This window comes from Paraburkholderia sp. J76, assembly GCF_905220295.1.
Lineage (GTDB): Bacteria > Pseudomonadota > Gammaproteobacteria > Burkholderiales > Burkholderiaceae > Paraburkholderia.
Genome location: NZ_CAJMZJ010000001.1, coordinates 450,094 through 473,255, shown reverse-complemented (window position 1 = coordinate 473,255; position 23,162 = coordinate 450,094). Strand labels below are relative to the sequence as shown.

General features: G+C 62.3%; 19 protein-coding genes. 6 read left to right on the top strand and 13 right to left on the bottom strand.

Features of this window, described 5'->3' with window-relative positions; translation table 11 throughout:
- Nucleotides 1-542 precede the first annotated feature (542 nt).
- The 9 genes from U5768_RS02140 to U5768_RS02100 all read right to left on the bottom strand — a co-directional run bounded on the left by U5768_RS02140 (nt 543) and on the right by U5768_RS02100 (nt 12,234).
- A complete protein-coding gene (locus U5768_RS02140) occupies nt 543-1,832 on the bottom strand; it encodes a sigma-54 interaction domain-containing protein (protein ID WP_322028728.1) in 1,290 nt (429 codons plus the stop codon).
- Nucleotides 1,829-4,900, bottom strand: a complete 3,072-nt coding sequence (locus U5768_RS02135) for a peptidase domain-containing ABC transporter (protein WP_322028727.1) — start codon at nt 4,898-4,900, stop codon at nt 1,829-1,831. Before U5768_RS02135 ends, U5768_RS02140 begins: the two co-directional genes overlap by 4 nt.
- Before the next feature lie 18 nt (nt 4,901-4,918).
- Nucleotides 4,919-5,671 carry a peptidylprolyl isomerase gene (locus U5768_RS02130; protein ID WP_322028726.1) on the bottom strand — a complete coding sequence of 251 codons (753 nt, stop codon included), beginning with the start codon at nt 5,669-5,671 and terminating at the stop codon, nt 4,919-4,921.
- A gap of 48 nt (nt 5,672-5,719) precedes the next feature.
- A complete protein-coding gene (locus U5768_RS02125; protein WP_322028994.1) occupies nt 5,720-7,105 on the bottom strand; it encodes an HlyD family efflux transporter periplasmic adaptor subunit in 1,386 nt (461 codons plus the stop codon).
- A gap of 22 nt (nt 7,106-7,127) precedes the next feature.
- Nucleotides 7,128-8,990: an FHA domain-containing protein gene (locus tag U5768_RS02120; protein ID WP_322028725.1), complete on the bottom strand. Its 1,863-nt coding sequence runs from the start codon at nt 8,988-8,990 to the stop codon at nt 7,128-7,130.
- A 186-nt stretch (nt 8,991-9,176) separates the two neighbouring features.
- Nucleotides 9,177-10,601, bottom strand: a complete 1,425-nt coding sequence (locus U5768_RS02115) for an efflux transporter outer membrane subunit (protein WP_415913840.1) — start codon at nt 10,599-10,601, stop codon at nt 9,177-9,179.
- A 142-nt stretch (nt 10,602-10,743) separates the two neighbouring features.
- Complete coding sequence (locus U5768_RS02110) at nt 10,744-11,022, bottom strand: hypothetical protein (protein ID WP_322028724.1); 279 nt, start codon at nt 11,020-11,022, stop codon at nt 10,744-10,746.
- Between the two features lie 309 nt (nt 11,023-11,331).
- Nucleotides 11,332-11,757, bottom strand: coding sequence for a DUF4399 domain-containing protein (locus U5768_RS02105; RefSeq protein ID WP_322028723.1), 426 nt, complete (start codon nt 11,755-11,757; stop codon nt 11,332-11,334).
- Between the two features lie 51 nt (nt 11,758-11,808).
- Nucleotides 11,809-12,234, bottom strand: a complete 426-nt coding sequence (locus tag U5768_RS02100) for a DUF4399 domain-containing protein (protein ID WP_322028722.1) — start codon at nt 12,232-12,234, stop codon at nt 11,809-11,811.
- Nucleotides 12,235-12,457: 223 nt separating this feature from the next.
- Here U5768_RS02100 and U5768_RS02095 point away from each other — a divergent pair, with 223 nt between their 5' ends.
- The 6 genes from U5768_RS02095 to U5768_RS02070 all read left to right on the top strand — a co-directional run bounded on the left by U5768_RS02095 (nt 12,458) and on the right by U5768_RS02070 (nt 21,384).
- On the top strand, nt 12,458-13,708 hold the full coding sequence (locus U5768_RS02095) for a formylglycine-generating enzyme family protein (RefSeq protein WP_322028721.1): 1,251 nt from the start codon (nt 12,458-12,460) through the stop codon (nt 13,706-13,708).
- A gap of 41 nt (nt 13,709-13,749) precedes the next feature.
- Nucleotides 13,750-16,512: a xanthine dehydrogenase family protein molybdopterin-binding subunit gene (locus U5768_RS02090; protein ID WP_322028720.1), complete on the top strand. Its 2,763-nt coding sequence runs from the start codon at nt 13,750-13,752 to the stop codon at nt 16,510-16,512.
- A complete protein-coding gene (locus U5768_RS02085) occupies nt 16,509-17,030 on the top strand; it encodes a (2Fe-2S)-binding protein (protein WP_322028719.1) in 522 nt (173 codons plus the stop codon). The genes U5768_RS02090 and U5768_RS02085 overlap by 4 nt, the downstream gene beginning before the upstream one ends.
- Nucleotides 17,031-17,032: 2 nt before the next feature.
- A complete protein-coding gene (locus U5768_RS02080) occupies nt 17,033-18,064 on the top strand; it encodes a hypothetical protein (protein WP_322028718.1) in 1,032 nt (343 codons plus the stop codon).
- A 48-nt stretch (nt 18,065-18,112) separates the two neighbouring features.
- Nucleotides 18,113-19,906, top strand: coding sequence for an ABC transporter transmembrane domain-containing protein (locus tag U5768_RS02075; RefSeq protein WP_322028717.1), 1,794 nt, complete (start codon nt 18,113-18,115; stop codon nt 19,904-19,906).
- A gap of 107 nt (nt 19,907-20,013) precedes the next feature.
- Nucleotides 20,014-21,384: an MFS transporter gene (locus U5768_RS02070; RefSeq protein WP_322028716.1), complete on the top strand. Its 1,371-nt coding sequence runs from the start codon at nt 20,014-20,016 to the stop codon at nt 21,382-21,384.
- Between the two features lie 27 nt (nt 21,385-21,411).
- Here U5768_RS02070 and U5768_RS02065 read toward each other — a convergent pair whose 3' ends face one another.
- The 4 genes from U5768_RS02065 to U5768_RS02050 form a co-directional block, all read right to left on the bottom strand.
- Nucleotides 21,412-22,170 (bottom strand): SDR family NAD(P)-dependent oxidoreductase, encoded by a 759-nt coding sequence (locus tag U5768_RS02065; RefSeq protein ID WP_322028715.1) that lies wholly within the window; start codon nt 22,168-22,170, stop codon nt 21,412-21,414.
- A 9-nt stretch (nt 22,171-22,179) separates the two neighbouring features.
- Nucleotides 22,180-22,395: a hypothetical protein gene (locus tag U5768_RS02060; RefSeq protein ID WP_322028714.1), complete on the bottom strand. Its 216-nt coding sequence runs from the start codon at nt 22,393-22,395 to the stop codon at nt 22,180-22,182.
- Nucleotides 22,396-22,474: 79 nt separating this feature from the next.
- Nucleotides 22,475-22,807 (bottom strand): non-heme iron oxygenase ferredoxin subunit, encoded by a 333-nt coding sequence (locus tag U5768_RS02055; RefSeq protein ID WP_322028713.1) that lies wholly within the window; start codon nt 22,805-22,807, stop codon nt 22,475-22,477.
- Between the two features lies 1 nt (nt 22,808).
- A complete protein-coding gene (locus U5768_RS02050; RefSeq protein ID WP_322028712.1) occupies nt 22,809-23,138 on the bottom strand; it encodes an SUF system Fe-S cluster assembly protein in 330 nt (109 codons plus the stop codon).
- Nucleotides 23,139-23,162 lie beyond the last annotated feature (24 nt).

Here is a 23,162-nt window from a genome sequence, read left to right as displayed (position 1 = left end):
TTTTCGTGTCGGTATGCAAGCGTTGCCCCTGTGCGGGGCGGCACCTACTTTCTTTGCGGCGGCAAAGAAAGTAGGCAAAGAAAGCCGCTCAAACCGCCAATGCCCGCCACCATTCACCTCGCGCAGTTACAGCCAGCGGCTCCGGAGCATCTGCCACCTCGCACCATTCCCGCCAGTGACAAAGCACTCATCCGCTCCCACTGCTCGCTGCGCTCGCAGCGGCCGGGTCTGCATGGGAAACCACGCGGGCGCGGCAATCTTCGCAGAAACGTTGGCCTACTGATGTTTCTCGATTATGCCCTTCGGGGCGCGGAGCGCCGCCGGAAGGATGAGTGCTTTGTCACTCCGGTTGTGGGCGCGTGGCGACAGACGCTCCGGAGCCACTACCTGTCAATGCGCGAGGTGAACGGTGACAGGCGCTGGCGGTTTGAGCGGCTTTCTTTGCTTACTTTCTTTGCCGCTGCAAAGAAAGTAAGTGCCGCCCCGCACAGGGGCAACGCCAGCATACCGCCGCGAAAACAAGAAAAAGCCAAAAAAACAGATCAACGACCAACCTTATCCCCATGCCGAAAATCCTTAGAATGAATCCCATGCTTCTTAAGCAGCATCTGCAAATGCGACCGATTCATATCGCAGCGCCGCGCAAGCTCCGCAACTGTCCCACCGGTTTCCTGCAGCCCGCGCTCCAGAAACGCCCGTTCGGCTTCATCGCTCGCAGCGCGCTTGGCATCGCTAAGCGAAAGAGGCGCGCCGGCCTCCACCACCCTTAGCGCCACAGCCGCCGATTTAGGCCGAATATCATCGGGCAAATGCTCGACATCCGCCGTATCCCCAGCAAGACACGACAACCGATACACAAGATTGCGCAACTCGCGAATATTCCCAGGATACGCATACGTCAACAAAAAATCGCGCAGCTTGGGCGTGAGTTTCACAGGCCGCCGCTTAAGTTGTCCGGCAGCTTCATCGCCAAAATACGCAATAAGCAGCGGAATTTCGTCATTGCGCTCACGCAGTGCAGGCAGCGTGACATGAATCACGCTCAGCCGATAAAAAAGGTCCTCTCGAAACAACCCTTGCGCCGCGAGTTCGCGCAGGTTTCGATTGGTCGCAGCAACAATGCGCGTGTCAACGCCAATGGGTTCGTCGGAACCCACTCGCTGGATTTCGTGCGATTCGAGCACGCGCAGCAGTTTCACCTGACCCTGCAAAGGCAACTCGCCAATCTCGTCCAGAAAGATCGTCCCCGTATGCGCGCTTTCGAATTTTCCCTTGCGATCGTTCGACGCCCCCGTAAACGCCCCTCTGCGATGGCCGAACAGTTCGGATTCGATCAGGTTCTCAGGTATCGCACCGCAGTTGACCGAAATGTACGGGCGATCGGCGCGCGCGCCGTTGGCATGAATCACCTTCGCCATCAGTTCCTTGCCCGTACCGCTTTCCCCGTCGATCAGTACGGGCAGGTCGGTGGGCGCCGCCTTTTCTGCAATCTCCAGCGCGGCGAGCAACTTCGGATTGTCGCCGAATATGCCTTCGAATATGAAGCTGCGCTCGATCAGCGCTTCGCGACGCCGATGCGCGGAGGGCGAGAGCGCGTCCGGCCGCGCCAGTGCATCGAGCGCCTCCGCCGCCGCTTCCACGAAGCGCTCCTTGCGCGAGAGTTGCATGACTTCGTCGCGCAATGCGTTCGACTGCGTTAAAAGCTTTTCGATGTCGGCGCGTTCGAGGCGCGGCGCCCAGCGCAGCGTCGAACGCAAAATCTCGATCTTTTCGAGCAGCGCCGCATAAGACACCACGGAGCTACCGAATCCATGCGGGTCGAAGAGTTTCATGATGCCCCAAGCTGCTTTTGAACAAGCTGGTAATACATTCCCCTGCGTTCGACGAGTTCTTCGTGCCGTCCCTGCTCCACGATAGCGCCGTCGTAAAGCACGAGAATCTTGTCGGCCCGCATGATAGTGCTCAGCCGGTGCGCGATGATGAGCGCCGTGCGGCCGTGGAGAATGTCATGCATGTTCGAGAGGATGTTGCTTTCCGACTGCGTGTCGAGCGACGACGTGGCTTCGTCGAACACGAGCAGGCGCGGGTCGTGATACAGCGCGCGTGCAATGCAAAGGCGCTGTATCTGGCCGCCGGAGAGTCCGGTGCCGCGCTCGCCCACCACCTGTTCGTAGCCGAGCGGCATCTTGCTGATGAACGCATGCGCGTCGGCCATGCGCGCCACTTCCTCCATGCGCCGCCAGTCAGGCGTGGCGTCGCCGCACGCAATGTTCTCGGCAATCGTGCCGGAAAACACGAGGTTCGTCTGCATCACATAGCCCACCTGGGCGCGAAAATACGCATGGTCGATCGCGCTCATGTCGTAGCCGTCCACGTTGATCTTGCCTTCGGTCGGCGCGTAGAAGCCCACCAGCAGCTTGGCAAGCGTCGTCTTGCCCGAGCCGCTGCGCCCCACTATCGCCACCATCTGGCCGCGTCCCACCGAGAAGCTGATGTTTTCCAGCACGTAAGGGGCTTCGTTGCCGCCATAGCGGAAATACACGCCGTCGAATTCGATATCGCCCTGCAGGTCGGGAAGCAGCACGCGCGAGCCGAGGTCGGCGGGCTTCTGTTCGGGCTCGATGTCGAGCACGTCGCCTAGCCGCTCCATCGCCACGGCTGCGTCGTTCATCAGGCTCCACAGTCCGACCAACCCCATGAGCGGCGCGAGCACGCTACCCATGAATGCGTTGAATGCAATGAGTTGCCCGATGCTCAATTCCTGATCGAGCACGAGCGTCGCTCCCACCCAGAGAATGACGATGGTGGTCGCGGCGTTGAGCAACTGGCTGCCCAGCCCCACCAGAATGTTGAACGCCTGCGCACGATACTGCACCTCGAGTGACTTCGCGTACTTGCGCTCCCACTTCAAACGCACCGCTCTTTCTATGCCCATGCCTTTCACCGTTTCAACGCCGCCCAGCGTCTCCATCAGCATGGAGCGTGCATCCGTAGATGCCGCGAACGCCTCGCGCGCATAGCGCTTGATGCGCCGCGTGGCAATCGCGGTCAGCGCCATAATGGGAATCACGAATGCAATGAGCAGCAGCGTCAACTTCACGTTGTAGAGAAACATGATCGTGAAGTAGATGAAAACCATCAGCAGATTGAGCGCCGTCGTTACCGTCGATTCGGTAAGAAATGCCCGTATCGTCTGGTTCTCCTGAAAGCGCGCAAAAATATCCCCCGTTTTGCGGCGCGCGAAGAACGAAAACGGCAGCGACATGGTGTGCTTGAAAAATTGCGACATCATCGCGAAGTCGAGACTGCGCACCATGAAATTGGACAGATGCGCGCGTATCGTCGTCATGAGTTGCGTGAATACGTGGGAGATTATGAGCCCTACGATCAGGAGATGAAGCAGGCTCACGTTCTGATGAACAATTACGCTATCCAGAATATTCTGGATGATGAGGGGCGGCACCACTCCCAATAGCTGGATTACGAACGTGGCGAGAAACAGGTGCGCGAGTATTTTCCGGTAAGGCAGCAAATAACCGATAAAACGCACCCACGGCGAGCGCGCCGCCGCCTGCGCGCCGGCGGTCTCGCCCGCGGTGAACAGCAGGCATGTGCCATTCCAGCCGCGCTCGAATGCTTCGGCGCTCAGCTTGCGAAAACCGAGTGCCGGGTCGGCCACCCTAACCCACTGCTTCGACACGCCGTACACGACGATATAGTGGTAGCCCTCCCAGTGCGCGATGAAGGGAAGCTCGAAACCTTGCAGCGCTTCGTAAGTGCACTGCACGCCGCGCGTGGTGAAGCCGAGCGCCTCGCCGGTGCGTGCGAGACTGTCCAGCGTCGCGCCCTGCGTCGTCACGTTCGCAAGGTCGCGCAGCTTGCCTAGCGTCATGGGAATGCCGTAATGCCGGCAGATCATCGCGAGGCATGCCGCGCCGCAATCCATCTCCTCCGCCTGCTCGACGAGCACGAATCGCTTGACCACGCGTTCCCTGAATGTGGCGTCCGCGCCGCTGTCCACGGCAACTGGCCGGCTGCGGCGTTCGGCAAGCGTCTTCTGCCGCTGCAATTCGCGCTCGTTAAAGCGCATGCGCTCTTCGAGCACCTCACGCAACTTCGGGTTGCGCTCCAGCATGAAGTGAACCGTTTTCTCGGGAATCACCAGCAGCCGTACGTCGGTGAGCGCCGTAACGCTCGCCGGCTGATCCTGGCGAAGCAGGCACGCGCGCTCGCCAAAAATTTCCCCCGCGCCTAGCCTGGCGATCTGATAGACGGCGCTCTCTTCCTCGCGCGCGATGCTCACTTCGCCCTGACGCACGACATACAGGCGCATATCGCCCGTCACGCCTTGACGGATGATCTCCTTGCCCGCGCTCACCCGTTTGACGCCCACGCTCGACACATATTCTTCCAGCTCCGCGCGCGAAAGCTTTCCGCGCAGGTCGAAAAGCCGCGTGACGAAGCCGCCCGCGGAACTGATCGCCACATAGCTCGTAACGAACGATTGCGCGGCGGGATTCGCGGCAAGCAGCGGCTCTAGCGCCGCGCGCGGAATGCATAGCACCTCCGTTTTCGCGGAAGCGCGCACCGACACTTCATGCCAGTAATCGCGCAGCATGGCGATCTCGCCGAACACTTCGCGCTCCTTGCGCACGCCAAGACTGGTTTCCTTGCCGCGCTCCTCGGCAATCAGCCGCACGGAGCCCGAGCGGATCACATAGAGTCCGGCCGCGGGCTCGCCTCGCTTGCAAAGCGTTTCGCCGAACACGTAGCTCCGGGTTTCGACATGCGCGGCGAGCCGGTCGAGTTCTTCGCGCGAGAAAAGCGAAAGCGGTTCGACCGATGCGAGAAAGTCCGCCAACGACGGAGCGCTAGCGGGTGCGGGCGCCTGGGTATCCATCTGCGTCGCTCTGCGCGCTCAATGCGCGTCGATGATATGTTCCTGCGCGCGCTCCGCAAGCCACTCTTCGCGCAGAAGCCGCCGCACTTCCGAAGAAACGTCCGCTTCGAGCGTCGCCGGATGCTTCGCCGTCACGCAGAAAATTTCGAAGAACGAACCATCCGGCGCGGGAAACGGTCCGAGCAGATCGCCTACCTGCGCATTGAACACCTTTGCCTCGATATCCGTTTTCAACGAGCCGCGCAGCACCTTTCCGACCACGCCGCCGCGCTCGCTCGTGTCCGCGATCGAGTGCTCGCGCGCCATTTCACTGAACGCTTGCGGCTCGTCCTCCAGAATCGACATGATCTCGCGCGCCTTGCCTTCCGAGTCCACCACAATATGGCTCACTTCGATGCTGTCGAATTTCGGCGAATTAAGCTTGAAATAGCGCTCCACCGCTGCTTCGTCGCAGATCAGGTTGAAGGTCTTCTCCTGATACAGCGTATCCGTAATGAAGTGCTCGAATTCGTCGAGGCTGATGCCGAACACGTCGAGATAGCGGTTCATGTCCGCCGCGCGGTGCAAACCTCGCACGCGGCGGAAATGGTCGGCGCGCTGCTGGATTTCGTCGGGCTCCACTTTCACGCCCATTTTCTTCGCGGCGATGACCGTGAGCCGGTCGCGCACCTGCTGTTCGACCAGACTCTCGAATTGCCCCGTGAGTTTCAGCACGCGGATAAAATCTTCCGTGGCGATCGCTTCATCGTCTATCCGTACGATAGTCGTCATTTCGTTCCCCTGATTTCTGATTCCCGAATTCCGAACTGGTTAATGTCGTCAACCCGCGATCTGCCGGAACGGGTCCAGCGCGAAGTCGATCAGGCGTCGCTCGCGCACCACGATTTCCGCAGTCGCCGTCATGCCGTAGCGCAGCGGATAAGCCACGCCTCCAATCGAAAAATTGTCGCGCGCGAGTCGTACGCGCCCTTCGTATACCGGTTCCCTCGTCTGCGCCTGTGGCTTCGTGGTCGGCGAAATGTATTCGAGCGTGCCGTCCACCACGCCATAGCGCTGATACGGAAACGCGTTAAATTTCAGCTTGACGGGCAAGCCCTCGCGCAGGAATGCGCGGTCCTGTTCCGCAATCGCGACCTTCACGACGGGACGCGCATTGGCCGGCGCAATACCACCCAGTGGCGTGTTCGCCTGAATCTTGTCGCCGGGCTGCGTCGTCGTCACATCGGTAATCACGCCCGAAACAGGCGCGAGCACGAGCAGAAAGTTGTCCTTGTCGATGTTCTCGAAGCGAATGCGCGCGGCGGCGTCGGCGGCCAGGCGCGCGGTCTGCACCTGCAAACGCAGCTTGTCCTCGGTATTGGCGATTTCGCGCTCGGTCGCGTCGTATTCGATACGCAGCGACGTAAGCTGCCCGGCGCTGCCTTCGAGTTGCGCCTTCGCCTGCGAGAACTCGTGGCTCGTTTGCGCCTGCAATTCGGTGAGCCGCGCCTGCGCGATGCGATAGTTATTGTCGGCCTGCACGAACGCGCTGCGCTTTTCCTCGACCTGGCTTTGCGACACGCCGCCGCCGCCCGGCAGCGCGAACAGACGCTCGTACTTGTCCTCGTCTTCCTTCGCGAGGTCGCGCACGTGGCGCGCATTGTCGATATTGCCGCGCGCTTCGTCCAGTTGGGCGTTCTGCGCCTGCTGAAGCTTGCTCGTGCCTTCGGCCACGCGCGTTTCATGCAGATGTTCTTCTACGTTCATCTGTTCCTTGAGTGCCTCGGCCTTGCGCTCCATGAGTGCCTTCTTTTCGGGAAACTCTTTCCAGTCGCGCTCGGCGTCTTCGAGCTTCAGACGCGCGTCGAGTGCGTTGGTCGCCGCCTCGATCGCCCCGCGCGCATTGATGCGGCCTATCACGTCGTCCTTTTCCACGGGCTGACCTTCGGCGATGTAGATATCCACCAGTTCGCCATCCACCGGCGCATAGATGCGGCGAACTTCGGACTCCGGAGCAAGTGCGCCTTGCGCGCTCACGATCACGTCGGCGCGGCCGACGAACGACCACAGAAGCGCGCAAACCACGAGCGCGGTCATCGTGATGATCGTGGCCTCGATGAGACGCCACGGGCGCGCCGTGAGGATCGCCACGCCCTCCTCGCTGTGATCGCCCAGCGCTTCGCCAAGCGGCCGGGGCGGTTCAGGCGCCGCATGCGCGCGAAGCAGGCCGAATGCCCTGCGCAGACGCTCAATGAGCCGGGACGGATTCACCGTGCCCTCCCGCTAGCGCAAGCTTTTCGAGCGCGCCCGCACGGGCCGCGAACGGCGGCGTGGAGAAGTGGACGGCGGCCAGGCGCTCGCGCACGGCCTGCACGTGGCCCGCGTGCGCCTCGCTGTCAATCTGCTGATACGCGTCGATGTCCGCGCGCACAGCGTCGAGTCCGGCCAGACGAGGATAGCGCTGCGCATAGTCGCTCAGCATCGCGGTGAGCGCATCGAAGCGGTCGTTCGCGAGCGCGCTGTCGATAGCCTCCTGCACGCGATCTAGCGCCGCCACATACACGGAGTCGTCGCTCTGCAACTTGCGCAAGTGGCTGAGCGAATCGGCATACACGGCGGCAAACGCGGGCACGTACGCCGAAATTCGATCGAATGCCCGCTGATGCTCGCCGGGGTCGTCGTTCCAGCGGCTCGTCAGCCCATGAATAGGCGCTTCGTCGCGGTAGAGGCGGATGGGCGCCTGCGGACCGCCCCGCCCCTGCACGAACGATTGCAGCGCGCCGATCCAGTCGATGTTTTCCACGAGCGGCGCGGCATCCGGATTGTGGCGCGCAAGCGTGCGCATATCCTCGACAATCGCGCGCGCGCGGTCGAACGCGCGCGCGTTGATTGCGGCAACCCAGTCGGGCACATCCGCCTTGATGAGCGCTTCCGTCCCCATCGCGCGCCACGCGGTGTCGTTAGGATAGCGCGTGAGATATTGATCGGCCATGCGCGCCGCGCGCTCGAACTGGCCGCTCGCAAGCAGGGCCTGCATGTCGCGCTGTGGTGCGCCCTGGAAATACACAACGGCAACGAGCGCGACGATTACGGCAATTGCGCCGCCGCCCCAACGTGCGAGCGCACTCATGTTGATCGTGCCGCTACCGCCCAGCGCTTCGCTTAACTCACCCAGAAAAACCGCGATCCGGCCGCGCCGGCGTCTCGCGTCGTGGCCCGGTTCTGGCGCCCGCTTAGGCGCATCGGGATTGACCTCGTCGTCCTGCGCGAGCGCGGGTGGCGTGCAGAAAATGTCGAGAAACGAATGCGCGCTGCCGATAAAGGTCGTGTGGTCGGCGTCTTCGGCGAGGACAAACGCGCGGCGCTCGCGTGTTGCCGTTACGGTGGCATCGCTTCCATTCGTGCTTTCGAGGCCTACGCGGTACACGAAGTGCTCGCCGCCGAATGCGATGCGCTGGCCGTCTTCAAGCTTGACTGCGTGATCGTCGAGTCGTTGTCCGTCGAGGAAGGTCCCGTTGGTGCTGCCCAGGTCTTCGACATACATCGCGTCGTCTTCGGCATAAATATGCGCATGACGTCGCGACAAATAGTTCACCTGATGCGGATACGCGTCGTGATACTGCGAGAACGTTTCGTCAGCTTTGCTAACGAGAAACGGAAAACTCGTGACGACGATCTGCTGCAAACCGAGGTCGACGCGCTCCGGCGTGAGCGTCACCACGGTTGCCCGTACAGCCGCGCGCGCCGCACGAGGTGCGAAACTCACGCGAAACGCGAGCGCGCCGCCAAAATTCAGTTCGTCGCCGTCGTTGAGCACGTGCGGCTTCTGGGTGACTTCGACACCATTGACCGCCGTGCCGTTCTTGCTACCCAGATCGGCCACGTAGGCCGACGCGCCCTCGCGAAAAATGCGTGCGTGGCGTCGCGAAACATCGACGACGACTTCGGGCTGCGCCGCCGTAAAGGGGGGCTGGGTACGTCCAACTGCGAAGAGGTCCTTGTCGATGCGGATCTCGCCCAATTCCGCATGCGATATCGGCCGCAGCACGATATCGAACGTCCGCTCGAGCGACGTTCGGCTCTCGGCAAGGGAAGCGGCGTCAGGCACCATGATTTCGCCGGCGATCAGCAGTTGTCAGCCACGCCACGCTTGGCGCAAGCGCCGCGTGCGCACTGACGCTCGAGGAGAAGCCACGCGCCTTGCACATGGCGATCGGGGTGTTAAAAAAGTGTAGGCGACTGTTGGCTGGAGTCAAACAACTGACATGTCCCGTGTGCCCTGCCGCACCGAGCGCGCTCACTTGACGGGCGCTGCCGGCGCAGCGGCACTTGAGGCCACGTTGGCCACATCGGCATCGGGCCAACCGCCGCCAATCGCCTTGTAGAGCGTGACCGTGTCGCTCAGGATCTGCTCGTGGTTCGCCAGAAGCGACTGCTCCGCGGAAGCCAGCGACCGTTCGGACTCCAATACTTCTAGCTGCGACACGAGCCCTTCTTTTAGCTGCGCTTCGACCTGCGCCGCAACGGTGCGCAAACGCTCATTCTGTTGCAGCAGTTCGATGCGTTGCTTTTTATGCGCGTCGAGATTGACCAGCGCGTTCTCGACTTCTTCGAACGCCGTGAACACCACCTGGCGATACTGCTCCTCGGCGACCTTGCTTTCGGCTTCCGTTGTCTTGATGTGGGCGTGTACGCCGGGATCGAACATCGGGAAGTCGATGCTCGGCATAAAACTCAGTGTGAATACCTTGAGAAGATCGGCGAGCGAGAATGCGGCCGTGCCGGCGCGTCCCGTAAGACTGAGAGTCGGCAATTGCGCGAGCCGCGCGGAACCCACCTGGTCGTACGACTCCAGAATGCGGTACTGCGCGGCCACCACGTCGGGGCGCCGCCCCAGCAACTGCGCGGGCAGGCCCATGGGCACCTCCGGCAGCTTCACGCGCTCGCGCAACTGGCCCGCCGGCATCCTGAACTCGCCCGCGGGCACGCCGACCAGCGTGGAAAGCGCGTTTTCGGCGGTATCGCGTTCGCGGTGCAATTCCAGCAGTTCGTTCGCGACGCCGTTGACTTCGGCGCTTTGGCGCAGCACCTCGGTTTTCGGCGCAACACCGTTTGCGTACATCTGCTGGTAAATAGTGAGAATCTGCTTGTTCCTGTTTAGTGTGTCCTGCTCGTCGCGAATCTGGTCGTCGAATTGCAAGATCTGGAAATAAGTGCTCGCCACATTCGCAACGAGCATCAAATAGCCTGCACGCCAGTCCGCTTCGGTAGCGTGATACTCGGCCTTTTGGGCCTGCACGCTTTTCCCGACTTTGCCCCAGATATCGATGTCCCAGTTCACCTGCGTGGCGACGTTATAGGTCTTCGAGAGCTTTCGCCCCGTGCTCTTCTCGTAATCGATGCCCGCGCCCGCGTCGACCGTGGGAAGTGCACCGGCCTGCACTTCCCCGATCTGCGCGCCGGCCACGCCAATGCGCGCCGCCAGCACCCGGATATCGACATTGCCTGCAATCGCCTTTTCTATGAGTGTATTCAGGTAAGGATCGTCGAACGCTTTCCACCACTGCGGGTTGACTGCATCGGCGGCGGAAAACGTGCGGCTGGTATGCGCCCAGGCATCCTTCGCGGGCATGTCGGGGCGCCGGTACGCAGGCGTACTCAAATCCGTGCAGCCGCACAGCGCCACCGCACACAACCCCGCCGTTCCCGCGAAGCGGATCAGCCAGCGCGACGCGCCGCGTCGAACGTATGCGGCGCGCGGCAGGTGCAGTGTGTTCACGATCGACTCCTTAAGCGGAATACGATGAAACTCGCGATGAAGCGTGTGGCGAAAAGCGGCGTGCACAGAACGCGGCGCAGCGCGATCAGAAGTTGATCGTGTTGTGCCCCGTTTGCATGGGGTTGGTCGACGAGCCGATGCCCGTCGCGAACGCCACGTCGTTGCCGGTGTTGCTCGCGATGCTGTTGGTCTGGCCGATCACCTGCTCGGCGGTGAAGTTGGTAGTGCTGACCTTCACGCTGGGCACAACCGGATAGAGGATGGGCAACGGGCCGAAACTCAGGTTGCCGCCGTGCACGGCGCTCATTTCACGGCGGTCGAGTTCCTGTGCGACGTTCAGGTCTGCAATCGTCAGCTTGCTCATGGCAATTCTCCGAAATGGAATGCAATGGTGTTGGGTTTTGAGCTGCAAGGTTGCGGGCTCGCGTCCAACTAGGCATGAGGCATGCCAGGCGCGTGACCATGCGAGCGCACAGCGGCGCATCGCCCGCTGCATAAGGAAGCTTGTGAAAATTTCCGCGCCTCACGCGTGGCGAACGGTGTTCGCAGCGGGCGGGCGGTGATGGATGCGGGCCAACTCGCCGCGTGATTTATGTTGGCGTGCGACGAACAGCACGAGGCCGGCGTCGCAAACGTTCGCGCATGCGCTTAGCACGCGGCGGAATCGTATGTATCACTTAACGTATATGGTGATCTTCTTCGAGTACACAGGCGGGTTGTGCGGCACGTGGTGCGCGTCGCCCATCAGCAATTGCAACGTGTGTTTGCCTGGCGGCAACTGCAGCATGGTTTCGGTCTGGCCCGCACCGAAGTGCAGATGGTTGCGATCGGATGGAATGGGCTGATCCATCGGCGGCAAGTCAGTATCGACTAGCAAATGATGGTGGCCCGTATTGGGAAACTCGACCTCAGCGGGGGCTACACCCATGTTTCGCAGGCCGAACCACACACGAAAGGGCCGTCCGGCCGGCATGACCTGGCCGTCGTTGGGCCAGCCGATATAAACGTGCGCATTCGGGTCGGCCGGCGTCGTGCCTGCATGCGCCGCACCGCCCGCGAGCAGCACGAGTCCGGCAGCAAATACGAGGAACCTGTTCATGGCGTGCACTCCCGCATCTTATGCGCTGCGGCTAAAAACGGACGTCCTTCGCTATTTCACCGTGACCGTGATCTTCTTCGAATAGATCGGCGGATCGTGCGGCACGTGATTGTAATCGCCCATCAGCAACTGCAACGTGTGCTTGCCCGGCGCAAGCTCGACCCGGGCTTCCGTTTCGCCCGCGCCGAAATGAAGATGATTGCGATCCGAAGGGATCGGCTGATCCAGCGGCGGAAGGTCCGTGTCGATGAGCAGGTGATGATGGCCGGTGTTCGGCTTGTTGATCCCCTTCGGGCAGATGCCCATGTTGCGCAGGCCCATGCGCACCCAGAATTTGCCGGTGGGAATGGTCGCGCCATCGGGCGGCCAGATGATATAGACCTCGGCGCCGGGCGGCGAAGGAGTGCGTTCGGCAAACGCGAGGCGCGGCATCAGAATGGCCGCAGTCAGGGCCAGCAGGGTTGCTCGTCGTTGCATCTTCGTGCTCCTTGTTCCGCAGACAGCGCGGCGGACTGCGCGACGGACGGCGCACAGCTTTGGAGTTCGGTGCGTGTTCTACAGCTTAGGTCGGATTCAAGCGGATGGAGATAAATCGGCGCGGTGCATGGAGTGCCACACGCTACTGCATCGTCCGGCGTGCGTGCTATTTTGTAGTTGTGCGCAGGCAATGCTTGTGCAGCACCTGATTGGGAGAACGAACATGTGGCGGCTCGTGTTGCCTGTGTGCCTGTTGATCTCGCCAGGCGTGACTTCGACCGTGTGCCCGGCCGCGCCCGCTGCCCATGGGCAGGCCGCGGCTTCAGCGCCGCGCAGCGACGGCGTCGCGATCGTGCGCGTTGGCCTGATGCCGAAAGACACCTCCCAGGAATACGAAATCACGTTCTGGAATTCGATCAAGGACAGCCAGTACGCGAGCGATTACGAGGCGTATCTGAAGGCCTATCCGAATGGACGCTTCGCGCCGCTTGCGCAGGCCCGCCTCGCGCGGTTGCGTGCGGAAGCATCGAAATCGCCGGGGGCCTCCGCTACCGCCGTTACGCACGCGGGCAGCGCTCCCGCCGCACCCACACCCACAGCCGCATCCACACCCGCGCCTCAGACAAAATCGCCGCCACCCGCCGCCCCGCCGGCCACACAGGCTAAAGCGGCGCCTGCGTCTACGCCTCCCGCCGCGGCAACGGCAACCGCCGCAGCGGCGGCCGCGAAGGCCAACCCGGCGATTTCGAAGCCGGGCCCGCACGACATTCAGGACTGCCCATCTTGCCCCGTGCTGATCGCGGTAACGCCCGGCAACTTCACGATGGGCATCGACAACGACGACCCGTCGGAGCGCCCAACGCACCACGTCACCATCAGCCATAGCTATGCGCTTTCGAAATATGCGGTGACGGTGGCGCAGTGGCACACGTGCGTCGCCGCCGGTGCATGCCCGCGCCTGTCGGGCGAGATCAACGCATCGCCTAACGCACCCGTGCGCGACCTGAGCTGGGACGACGCGCAGCAATACGTGAAATGGCTTTCGAAGATCAGCGGCAAACCCTACCGCCTGCCGACCGAGGCCGAATGGGAATATGCGGCGCGCGCAGGCACCGAAACGCGTTACTGGTGGGGCAACGATATGCGCAAAGGCACGGCGAACTGCAAGGACTGCGGGCCGCCGTGGCGCATCGAGGCGCCCGACGACGTCGGCTCCTTTCCGGCCAATGCGTTTGGTTTCTACGACATGGCCGGAGGCGTTTGGGAATGGGTCAGCGACTGCTGGCACAACTCGTACAAGAATGCGCCGGACGACGGCCACTCGTGGGACGAACCCAACTGCCAGACGCGCGTGATCCGCGGCGGATCGTGGCGCGACGGCGCAGGCTACATGCTCGCCGCCACCCGCTTCAAATACGACAGCAGCGTACGCTACGAGGCCAATGGATTTCGCGTAGCGCGCGACATGAAATAGCACACGCGTAAGGTTCTAATCGCCGTACGTGGAGGCGCAACATGGCCTGCGATGTTCCGTTCACCCGCCGGACATTCCTCAAAGCCGTGGGGAGCGGCGCGTTCACGATCTCGGTGAGTCCCATCGCCGCTTTCACGGCCGCCTGTTCTTCGCAGCGTGCGGCCATTGCTCCCGCTACGAACGTCGCCACGAACGCCCAGCCCGCTCGACCCGCGCCGCGCGCCCCAAATGGCGCACCCGACTGGGCGCCCGAGCCGGGCAAGGCGCGCTGGCGAATCGAGGGCGTGCCCAAGGTCACCGGCGCGAAAATCTATGCACGCGATTTCAAGGCGCGCGACTTCGAAGGCTGGCCGAAAGAAGAAAACTGGTTATATGCGCTGCGATGCAATTGCATCGACAGGAATTTCGAAGACTTCGACCTGAACGTATTGCCGCATCATCTTCGCCCGATTGCCGTCGTATCCAGCCAGACGCTGATCGACAATCGCATCTCTCCCGCTTCCGAAGCCGACCCGTTAAATCACGAAGACATCTATCTCTTTGCGCAAAAAGGCCAACCGGCCAATTGCTATGGCCAGCCCGTCGCCCTGTTGATCTTCGAAAACTTCGATACGTATCGCCGCGCAAGGAAGCTGCTCGATTTCAACGATTCGGTGATCCGCTACGGCGCAACGGTATCGAGAAGCACCAGAACGACCTTGTACGATTCCGCGTCGAAGCTCTATGTGCGCGACGACGACCACTCGTTTTCGAACCTCCTGAGCAGCGGCCACTTCACTCAGGCATTCAACGACACATGCAACACCATGCGGGAAGGCATTCTGAATCTCGCCGGCACAAAGGTGGCCAGCAAGACGTGGCACCGGTTCGACGGCGCTTTTAAAACGCCCGCAATCGATCCCGTCTTCATGGAGCCGGAGTCGGGGCTTGCGTGGTTTCAGGCGGATTCCGGCTGCCTGAACCTGGTTCTCGGCACGCAATCGCCGCGCGACGACAGCAAAGCCGCAGGCGACGTGTTTAACCGCAGCAAGATCGCCATCAAGCACGTGCACGTGATTAGCTGCTATCCGGGCGGCGGATTCGGCGGCCGCGACAAATCGTATTTTCCCGTTTATCTCGCCCTCGCCGCGCCTTTCGCGCATGGGGCGTTGCGTTGGCAGCAATCGCGCTACGAACAATTCCAGGTCGGTTTGAAACGCTCCGAAACCGAATTCACGGAATCCATCTGGCTCGACAATAACGGCAAGCTCCAGGCGCTCGACAGTTCATTCAGCCTCAATGGCGGCGGCAAGGAAAATCTCACCGGCGCCGTTGGCGACCTTGCCGCCATGAGCGCCATGAGTTGCTACGATATTGCGCGCGCCAGTGCGCAAAGCGCCGTGAGTTATACGCCCGAATTGTTCGGCGGCTCGCAGCGCGGCTTCGGCGCGCCACAAGCTTATCTCGCGATCGAAACACTCATGGACGAAGCCGCCCAGGCATTGCACAGGAGTCCATTCGAAATCCGCCGCAATAACCTGCTCGTAAAAGACCGCGGAAAAACGCTCACCGGCGCGCCCATTCTGTTCGACCTTCAACTCGCCGACCTGTTGAATCGTCTTGAAACGCACGAGTTATGGCGCAACAGGGAAAGCATGCGCGCGCAACGACATGCGCACGGATTGCGATATGGCGTTGGGCTCGCCATGGCGAATCAGGCCTACGGCACGGGGAAAGACGCCGTATTCGCCATGGTGCAGATTCAGCCTGACGCGGGCCTGCACGTGCTCACGCATTACACCGACATGGGCAATGGCGCGGCGACCACGTTGGCGCTCGCGCCCGCCGCTTGCCTCGGGCAGAACGCGCAGGAAATCACCATGAACGAAATCGACGCGTTTCAGATACCCGGTTTCGATTACAGCAGCCTGGGCGTCCTGGGCGATAGCCGAAGCAAAGCGATCTCGGGCCCCTTCGGATCTTCGAGCGCATGCCTCGGCGCATTCCATCACTATCAGGCAGTGGACCGCGCGGCGATGGTTTTGATGCTGCAAAGCGTGCTGCCCGCCGCGCGCGCAATATGGCGCAACCCGCGCGTCGAGCGACAAGACCTCAAGTGGACGAATGGCAAATTGAGCACGGCTGGTCGCTCGCCAGTCAGTTGGCCCGCGCTGCTCGACGAAATCAACCGCCTGCAATTGCCTACCGTGGCCGCCGTCCATGTCACCTATGCGGGCGGCTTCTGGAGAAGCCGGTACACGTTCGCGTCGGGCGCCGTCGAGATGGACTGCGATTACATCGCCGTTGGCCCCGATACGCACACGCTTACGAGCTTGCCTCACGGCAAGTTGCTCCCGCCACGCGATACGTTCAATTTCGGTCGCACGAACTATGCGCCTTCGGCAGCGCTCGTCGCGGTGTGCGTGAGTCCCGCGAGCGGACACGTGAAGGTCGAGCATGTCGTCACAGCGCTCAGCGCCGGGCGCCTGATCTGTCCTGAGATCGTGCAAGGCCAGTCGCAAGGCGCGGTGGCAATGGCGATGAGCAACGTGCTGAGCGAATCGTGTCCGCTCGGCAATCTCGGCCCCGGCAACGGCACGTGGAATCTCGACCAGTACCTCATCACGCGCATGACGGACGTCCCGCGGCAGGAACTGATCGCACTGCCGCCGCCCGCGGGAGACCCTCACAGCGCGCGCGGCATCGGCGAGGCCGTGATGTGCCCCATTGCGCCCGCGCTGCTGAACGCACTGGCCATGGCAACCGGGCATCGCTTCAGGGAAACGCCCGTCACCCCCGACAAGATACGCGAGGCCCTGAAGTGAGCGAATCCAGCGTCAGGATGCATGTGAACGGGCACGCCGTTACGGTGGCTGCCGCCGACGCCGACATGAGCCTCGCCGAATATCTACACGAACGCCTGGACCTGACAGGGACCAAAGTGTGCTGCGGCATTGGCGCGTGCCGCGCGTGCACCGTGGGCATGCGCAGCAGCCAGAACGCGCTGATGGAAAAGACCCTCGCGTGCGTCACGCCCGTGAGCGCGGTCGCGAATCAATACATCTACACCGTAGAGAGCCTCGCGGACGGCAACAAACTTTCGCCCCTGCAGCAGACTTTCCTCGAATCTTTCGCGTTTCAGTGCGGCTACTGCACGCCAGGCTTTCTGATGGCGGCGACCGCAATGCTCGAACACGTGAAGGCGTACCGCATTAGCGCGGACCAGCTCGAAGTGGAAATCGACAACTGGGTGGGAGGAAACCTGTGCCGGTGCACGGGTTACGTCAAGTATCGGGAAGCGATTCGCAAGGTCGCGCAGATGCAAATGAAAAGCGGAGGATGAGCATGTCTATCCGGATTCGCTTGTCGGCTCTGTGCTTTCTCTTCGCCGTGCAGCTTGCGGCATTGGCCCATGAGCAGACATTGCTCGAATACGCCGATCAATGCGCGAAAGAAATTGGCGAAATACCGCCGTTCAACTGCAATGACGGAACGAATATTCCGGTCACGATCGATGGAAAACCTCCCGGGCCAAACGAGTCGCCCACGCGATGCGACAAGCCTTCACTGCTGAGTCCGCTTTCGGAAGCAGCAGGTCAATGCATTCCGTTTTCGAAAATACTGAATCTCTCGCGCGGCAACACGCAGATTTCCGCGTACTGCCGCCGCAACGTGCTGCGTCCGGACAAGGATCCGCGCTATGACCTCGTGGTGGTCGTGATGCATCACTCGGGCAACGGCAAGACCTGCTGGTTTGCATCGAAGTCGCAGCCGAAACCACTGCAGTCGTCATCGAAATCGCCAACCGACACGCCCGCGAGCAGCGGCTTCGTAGCGACGCGCGTGCCGCCGCCCAACGAGAAGAGGCCGCCTGCCGGACAGCCTTCCGCCGTCGAATTCTGGGCGACGCCCGCCTTCATTGCCGCCAGCACGGCGGAGAACCCCACGTGCCTCAAATGCCACGATGCGGGGCCCTTTATCTTCAGCCCGTATATCGGGCAGGTGTGGGACAAGGTGCCCACCGACCCATGGGGAAAGTATTCGAGCATCGGGCAGGCGTTCTCTTCGTATCACCTCATGACGATGAGCACACCGGGCAATACCTGCACAGGCTGCCATCGCATCGGCAGCGAACAGAGCTGCACCGCGTTTCTCGGGCTCTCGACGGGCAAACTGAAAGCGCCGGGAAACGACCGGCTCGCCAGCCGCTATCCACTGGACCACTGGATGCCGACCGACAACGCCATGAGCGCGACCCAATGGGACAAGGCAAACGTAGCTTCGGTCAATGCCTTGCTGGCCTGCTGCAAGGACCCGGCGCACAAAGATCCCAATTGCACGTTCACGCCGATGCCTTCGAGTTCGAATAACCGGTAAGCGCATTGAGGCACAATTGACCCTGTCGCCGATCCGCCAGGATATTTCATGCCAGATGCCGCCGCCCGAGCGCCACGTGTCGCGCCTCTCTTCGCGCTTTTGCCCTTTCTGCGCCCTTATGCGGGGCGCTGGGCGCTCGCCTTCCTCGCGCTCCTGACTTCGGCAGGCGCGACGCTCGTGCTTCCGGTAGCGTTCAAGTACCTGATCGACCGCGGCTTCGCCACCGGAGATCGCACGCATATCGACCGCTATTTCATCGCGCTCTTCGTGGTTTCGCTGATCCTCGCCGCCGCCACGGCGCTACGCTTCTACTGGGTTTCGTGGCTGGGCGAACGGGTGACGGCCGACTTGCGCCGCGCCGTGTACGACCACGTGATACGCATGAGCCCGCAATTCTTCGAAACCACGCAATCGGGCGAAGTGCTCTCGCGGCTCACCACCGACACGACGCTGATCCAGACCGTGGTGGGCACCAGCCTCTCTCTCGGTCTGCGCAATTTGCTGCTCACCGTGGGCGGCGTGGCGATGCTCGTTGCAACCAGTCCCGTGCTGTCCGGCTACATCATCGCGACGCTGATCGTTGTGGTCGCACCTATCGTCGTCTTCGGGCGAAGCGTGCGCCGGCTTTCGCGCGCGAGTCAGGACACGGTGGCGAATGCAAGCGCGTTGGCGGGCGAAGTGCTCAACGCCATGCCTACCGTTCAGTCGTATACGCAGGAGCAATTCGAGTCGAAGCGCTTTGGCGGCGCCGTGGAAACGGCCTTCGATACGGCGCTCAAACGCATTCGGGCGCGCGCCGGATTGACGGCCGTGGTGATTGTCTTCGTGTTCGCCGCCATCGTGTTCGTGCTCTGGCTCGGCGCGCAGGCGGTTTTGGCCGGGCAGATGAGTGCGGGCCAACTCTCGCAGTTCATTCTCTACGCGGTATTCACGGCGGGCGCCGTAGGGGCCGTCGCGGAAGTGTGGGGCGATCTGCAACGCGCCGCGGGCGCCACCGAGCGGTTGCTGCAGTTGCTCGCCGCGCGCTCGCCCGTGGCGCAGGCGGCGGCTCCCGTGCCGCTGCCGGCGTATGGCACGGGCATCCGCTTCGAGAACGTTTGTTTCTCCTACCCGTCGCGCCCCGGCATCGCCGCGCTCGACGCCTTCTCGCTCGATGTGCGTCCGGGAGAGCATGTCGCGCTCGTCGGCCCGTCCGGCGCGGGTAAAACCACGCTCTTTCAATTGCTGCTGCGCTTTTACGATCCGCAGTCGGGCAGCCTCAGTATCAACGGCGTGCCCACGCAACAGGTGACGCTTGCGGCATTGCGGCAGGCGATCGGCGTGGTGCTGCAGGAGTCGGTGATCTTTTCGGGCAGCGTGCTCGACAACATTCGCTACGGTTCGCCCGACGCCACGCTCGAAGAGGTCCGCCGCGCCGCCGCCATGGCCGCCGCAGCCGGTTTTATCGAGGAATTGCCGCAAGGCTACGACACCTTTCTCGGCGAGCGGGGCGTGCGCCTTTCGGGCGGTCAGCGTCAGCGCATCGCCATCGCGCGGGCGATTCTCAAGAATCCGCCCATTCTGCTACTCGACGAAGCCACGAGCGCGCTCGACGCCGCAAGCGAGCGTCTCGTGCAAACAGCGCTGGACAACGCCGCGCAAAACCGCACGACGCTCGTGATCGCGCATCGTCTGGCTACCGTCCAGCAAGCGGACCGCATCGTCGTCATGGAACAAGGCCGCATCGTCGCGCAAGGCCGTCACGCGGAATTGCTGCTGAGTTCGCCGCTCTACGCACAACTTGCGGCGTTGCAGTTCGGCGTGCAGCACGCCACCCTGAACGAGGCGAAATTCGAGCAGTAGCGAGGGCCGCATCACTACCCATCAGGGCACATTTTTTGCGCGCGTCCCGGAAGACCCGCACATGCGTTTTTGCATGCGCCCTGTCGCGCTAGCCTTGGGAGTGCGAAATGAATGTCGATCAGCCAGGAGCCACGCTCCTTTCAGAGGAAGACGCCCACCGCCAGTTACGCCGCGCCGTCATTGCCAGCACCATCGGCACGACGATCGAATGGTACGACTTCTTTCTCTACAGTACCGTCACCGGGCTTATCTTCGCGAAGCTGTACTTTCCCGAGTCCGACCCGCTCGTTGGCACCCTGCAGGCCTTTCTCATCTATGCCGTGGGCTTCCTCGCCCGGCCAGTAGGCGCGGCCATATTCGGGCATTATGGCGATCGCGTGGGCCGCAAGGCCACCCTGATCGTCACGTTGCTGCTCATGGGTCTCGCGACTTTCGCCGTGGCCTTTGTTCCGACTTATGCGTCGATCGGCATCTGGGGCGCCGTGTTGCTCACGGTGCTGCGTTTCATTCAGGGCGTGGGCGTGGGCGGCGAATGGGGCGGCTCGGTCCTTATGTCGATGGAGTGGGCGCGCACCAATTCGCACCGGGGCCTTGTCGCGTCCTGGCCGCAATTCGGCGTGCCGGCAGGACTTTTTATCGCCAATCTCGTGGTGCTTGCCGTCAGCCGCTTTTCCGGAGACAGTTTCATGACGTGGGGATGGCGGCTGCCGTTCCTGCTGAGCATCGTGCTCGTCGCGATCGGCCTCTATATTCGGCTGAGCATTCTCGAAACGCCGATCTTCGCAAAGCTCCTCGCCGAAAACAGGATCGAGAAAGCGCCGGCGCTCGAAGTCATTCGCCGACAGCCCAAGGACATTCTCCTTTCGGCCTTGGCGCGCATGGCCGAACAGGCGCCGTTTTACCTTTACACGGCATTCGTTTTTACGTACGGCGTGAAGACGCTGCACGTTTCGCGTGACCTCATGCTCAGCGCGGTTCTGGTCGCCGCCATGCTGGAATTCGTGACCATTCCGTTCTTCGGACACCTTTCCGACCTCATCGGACGCAAGCGCATGTATATGATCGGCGCGGTGGCCGTGGGTGTTTTCGGCTTTATCTACTTCGCGATGGTGGATACGAAGAACCCAGTGTGGATTTTCCTGGCCGTAGTGCTTTCGCTCGTGCCGCACGCCATGCTTTATGGTCCGCAAGCTGCGTTTATCGCCGAATCGTTCACGGGGCGGCTGCGTTACAGCGGCGCGTCGCTGGGTTATCAACTGGCTTCCGTGATTGCGGGCGGCCCTGCGCCGTTGATCGCCACGGCGCTCTACGCGTACTACCGCTCGGGTTACGCGATTGCGATCTATATCGCAGTGTGCGCGGTGATCAGCCTGCTCGCCGCGTGGCGCATGGGCGATTACACGAACAAGGACATTTCACGCGAATACGACGACGCGCATGGCGTTGGCGATCACGGCCACGCTTCCCACCCTGTGTGAGCGGCAGCCCGGAACCGAACGCGTGGGCTAGATGAAACCCACGCCACCGTTGACGGCAATCGTCTGCCCCGTGACGAAGCCATTGCCGAGCACCATCAGTACGACCTGCGCGACCTCATCCGCTTCGCCAAGCCGGCCAACGGGCAGCCGCTCGGCGACGTTCGCGGCCTTCAATGGCGCGGCCATTTCCGTGTCGATGAGCCCTGGCGCCACCGCGTTCACGGTCACGCCTTCTCGCGCCACGCGCGAGGCGTAACCACGCGTCAAGCCTTCGAGGCCCGCTTTCGAAGCGTTGTAGTGAACGCCGACGAGGCCCGCGCCGCGCGCGGCAACCGACGAAAGATTGACGATGCGCCCCCAGCGCCGCGCGCGCATGCCCGGCAATACTGCCTGCGTACAAAGAAACGCCGACTTGAGATTGACAGCGAGCGTGTGATCGAATTCGGCTTCGGTAAGCGTCTCGATGTCGCCTGGCGTGCCTGTTCCCGCGTTGTTCACGAGCACATCGACCGCGCCCAGTCGGCGCTCGATCTCTTCGATCATGCCGCTAACTTCGCTTGCCACGGACACATCGGCGCGCACCGCGAACGCGCGGCCACCCGCGCTTTCGATCTGCGCGACAACCTGCTGGGCGTCGCCCGCGCGCTGCCGGTAGTTCACGGCAACCGCCGCGCCAGCCGAAGCGAGCGCAATCGCAATGGCGCGGCCAATGCCGCGCGAACCGCCCGTTACGAGCGCAACGCGATTATTCAGGTCGACTAAAGGAGTGGAATGACGATCGGACATGGCGCACGCTCACGGCGCGGTGCCAATGCCGCCGCCAGGCCCCGCCAGTTCGCCGTCAATACCAGGCGCACTCGCATGCCCGTAAGCGTTCGCGTGGCCGCCATGGCGCGAAAACGGCGCGGTGCGCAGCTTCGCGCGGCGACGCGGGCCGGAAACCGGGTCCAGATAGAACATGACGAGCGTGCCTGCCGCAGCCGCCGCCGCAAGATGAAACAGAGCCTTCATGGACGCCTCCCGTTGGTTGCAACGCAGAGCCATTATGCCGCCGACAAACGCGCGTCGCACGCGCGCGTGACGTCGGCGTTCAGGAAAAGCCATCGTCCCAGCGCGTATCGCGCACCTGTACCATGCCCGCCTCCACGCGCACCGCGAACACCGCCACGTCTTCATAGGCGGGCGGCGCGAGTACCTTGCCGGTCTTGATGCAAAAACGCGCGCCGTGCCGCGGGCAAATTACCTCGTCGCCCTCCACGTCGCCGCCCGTGAGCAGGCCGCCGTCGTGCGGACAGGTATCTTCGATGGCATAGCAGGTGCCCTCGAGATTGAATACGGCGACCTGCGTGCCGTCCACATCGACGCTGCGCACGGAACCCGGCGGAAATTCGTTGTACGGCGCGACATCCACCCAATCGGCCATGTCAAAGCATTCCCAGTTGCAGGAGCGCCGCTTCGGACATGCGCGCTCGCGTCCACGGCGGGTCCCAGACCAGCTCCACGTGCGTCGCGCTCACGCCTTCCACGTCGTTCACGTATTCTTCGACCGTGCCCGGGAAAGTCTGCGCCACGGGACAACCGGGCGCGGTCAGCGTCATGTGTATCGTCACGCGGCCCGTTTCGGCCTCCACTTCCAGTTGATAGACGAGCCCCAGATCGTAGATGTTCACCGGTATCTCCGGATCGAACACCGAGCGCAACGCGTCGATCACGCGTTCGCGCAATTCGTTGCCCCCAACCGTTTCCCCATTCATCGTCGTTCGCCTCCTCGCGCGCGG

Coding starts and splice junctions, on each gene's coding strand:
- U5768_RS02080 (WP_322028718.1), top strand. CDS start 17,033: ATGTCTATCCGGATTCGCTTGTCGGCTCTGTGCTTTCTCTTCGCCGTG.
- U5768_RS02105 (WP_322028723.1), bottom strand. CDS start 11,757: ATGAACAGGTTCCTCGTATTTGCTGCCGGACTCGTGCTGCTCGCGGGC.
- U5768_RS02130 (WP_322028726.1), bottom strand. CDS start 5,671: ATGACGACTATCGTACGGATAGACGATGAAGCGATCGCCACGGAAGAT.
- U5768_RS02140 (WP_322028728.1), bottom strand. CDS start 1,832: ATGAAACTCTTCGACCCGCATGGATTCGGTAGCTCCGTGGTGTCTTAT.
- U5768_RS02090 (WP_322028720.1), top strand. CDS start 13,750: ATGGCCTGCGATGTTCCGTTCACCCGCCGGACATTCCTCAAAGCCGTG.
- U5768_RS02070 (WP_322028716.1), top strand. CDS start 20,014: ATGAATGTCGATCAGCCAGGAGCCACGCTCCTTTCAGAGGAAGACGCC.
- U5768_RS02110 (WP_322028724.1), bottom strand. CDS start 11,022: ATGAGCAAGCTGACGATTGCAGACCTGAACGTCGCACAGGAACTCGAC.
- U5768_RS02055 (WP_322028713.1), bottom strand. CDS start 22,807: ATGGCCGATTGGGTGGATGTCGCGCCGTACAACGAATTTCCGCCGGGT.
- U5768_RS02075 (WP_322028717.1), top strand. CDS start 18,113: ATGCCAGATGCCGCCGCCCGAGCGCCACGTGTCGCGCCTCTCTTCGCG.
- U5768_RS02100 (WP_322028722.1), bottom strand. CDS start 12,234: ATGCAACGACGAGCAACCCTGCTGGCCCTGACTGCGGCCATTCTGATG.
- U5768_RS02135 (WP_322028727.1), bottom strand. CDS start 4,900: ATGGATACCCAGGCGCCCGCACCCGCTAGCGCTCCGTCGTTGGCGGAC.
- U5768_RS02060 (WP_322028714.1), bottom strand. CDS start 22,395: ATGAAGGCTCTGTTTCATCTTGCGGCGGCGGCTGCGGCAGGCACGCTC.
- U5768_RS02120 (WP_322028725.1), bottom strand. CDS start 8,990: ATGGTGCCTGACGCCGCTTCCCTTGCCGAGAGCCGAACGTCGCTCGAG.
- U5768_RS02065 (WP_322028715.1), bottom strand. CDS start 22,170: ATGTCCGATCGTCATTCCACTCCTTTAGTCGACCTGAATAATCGCGTT.
- U5768_RS02095 (WP_322028721.1), top strand. CDS start 12,458: ATGTGGCGGCTCGTGTTGCCTGTGTGCCTGTTGATCTCGCCAGGCGTG.
- U5768_RS02050 (WP_322028712.1), bottom strand. CDS start 23,138: ATGAATGGGGAAACGGTTGGGGGCAACGAATTGCGCGAACGCGTGATC.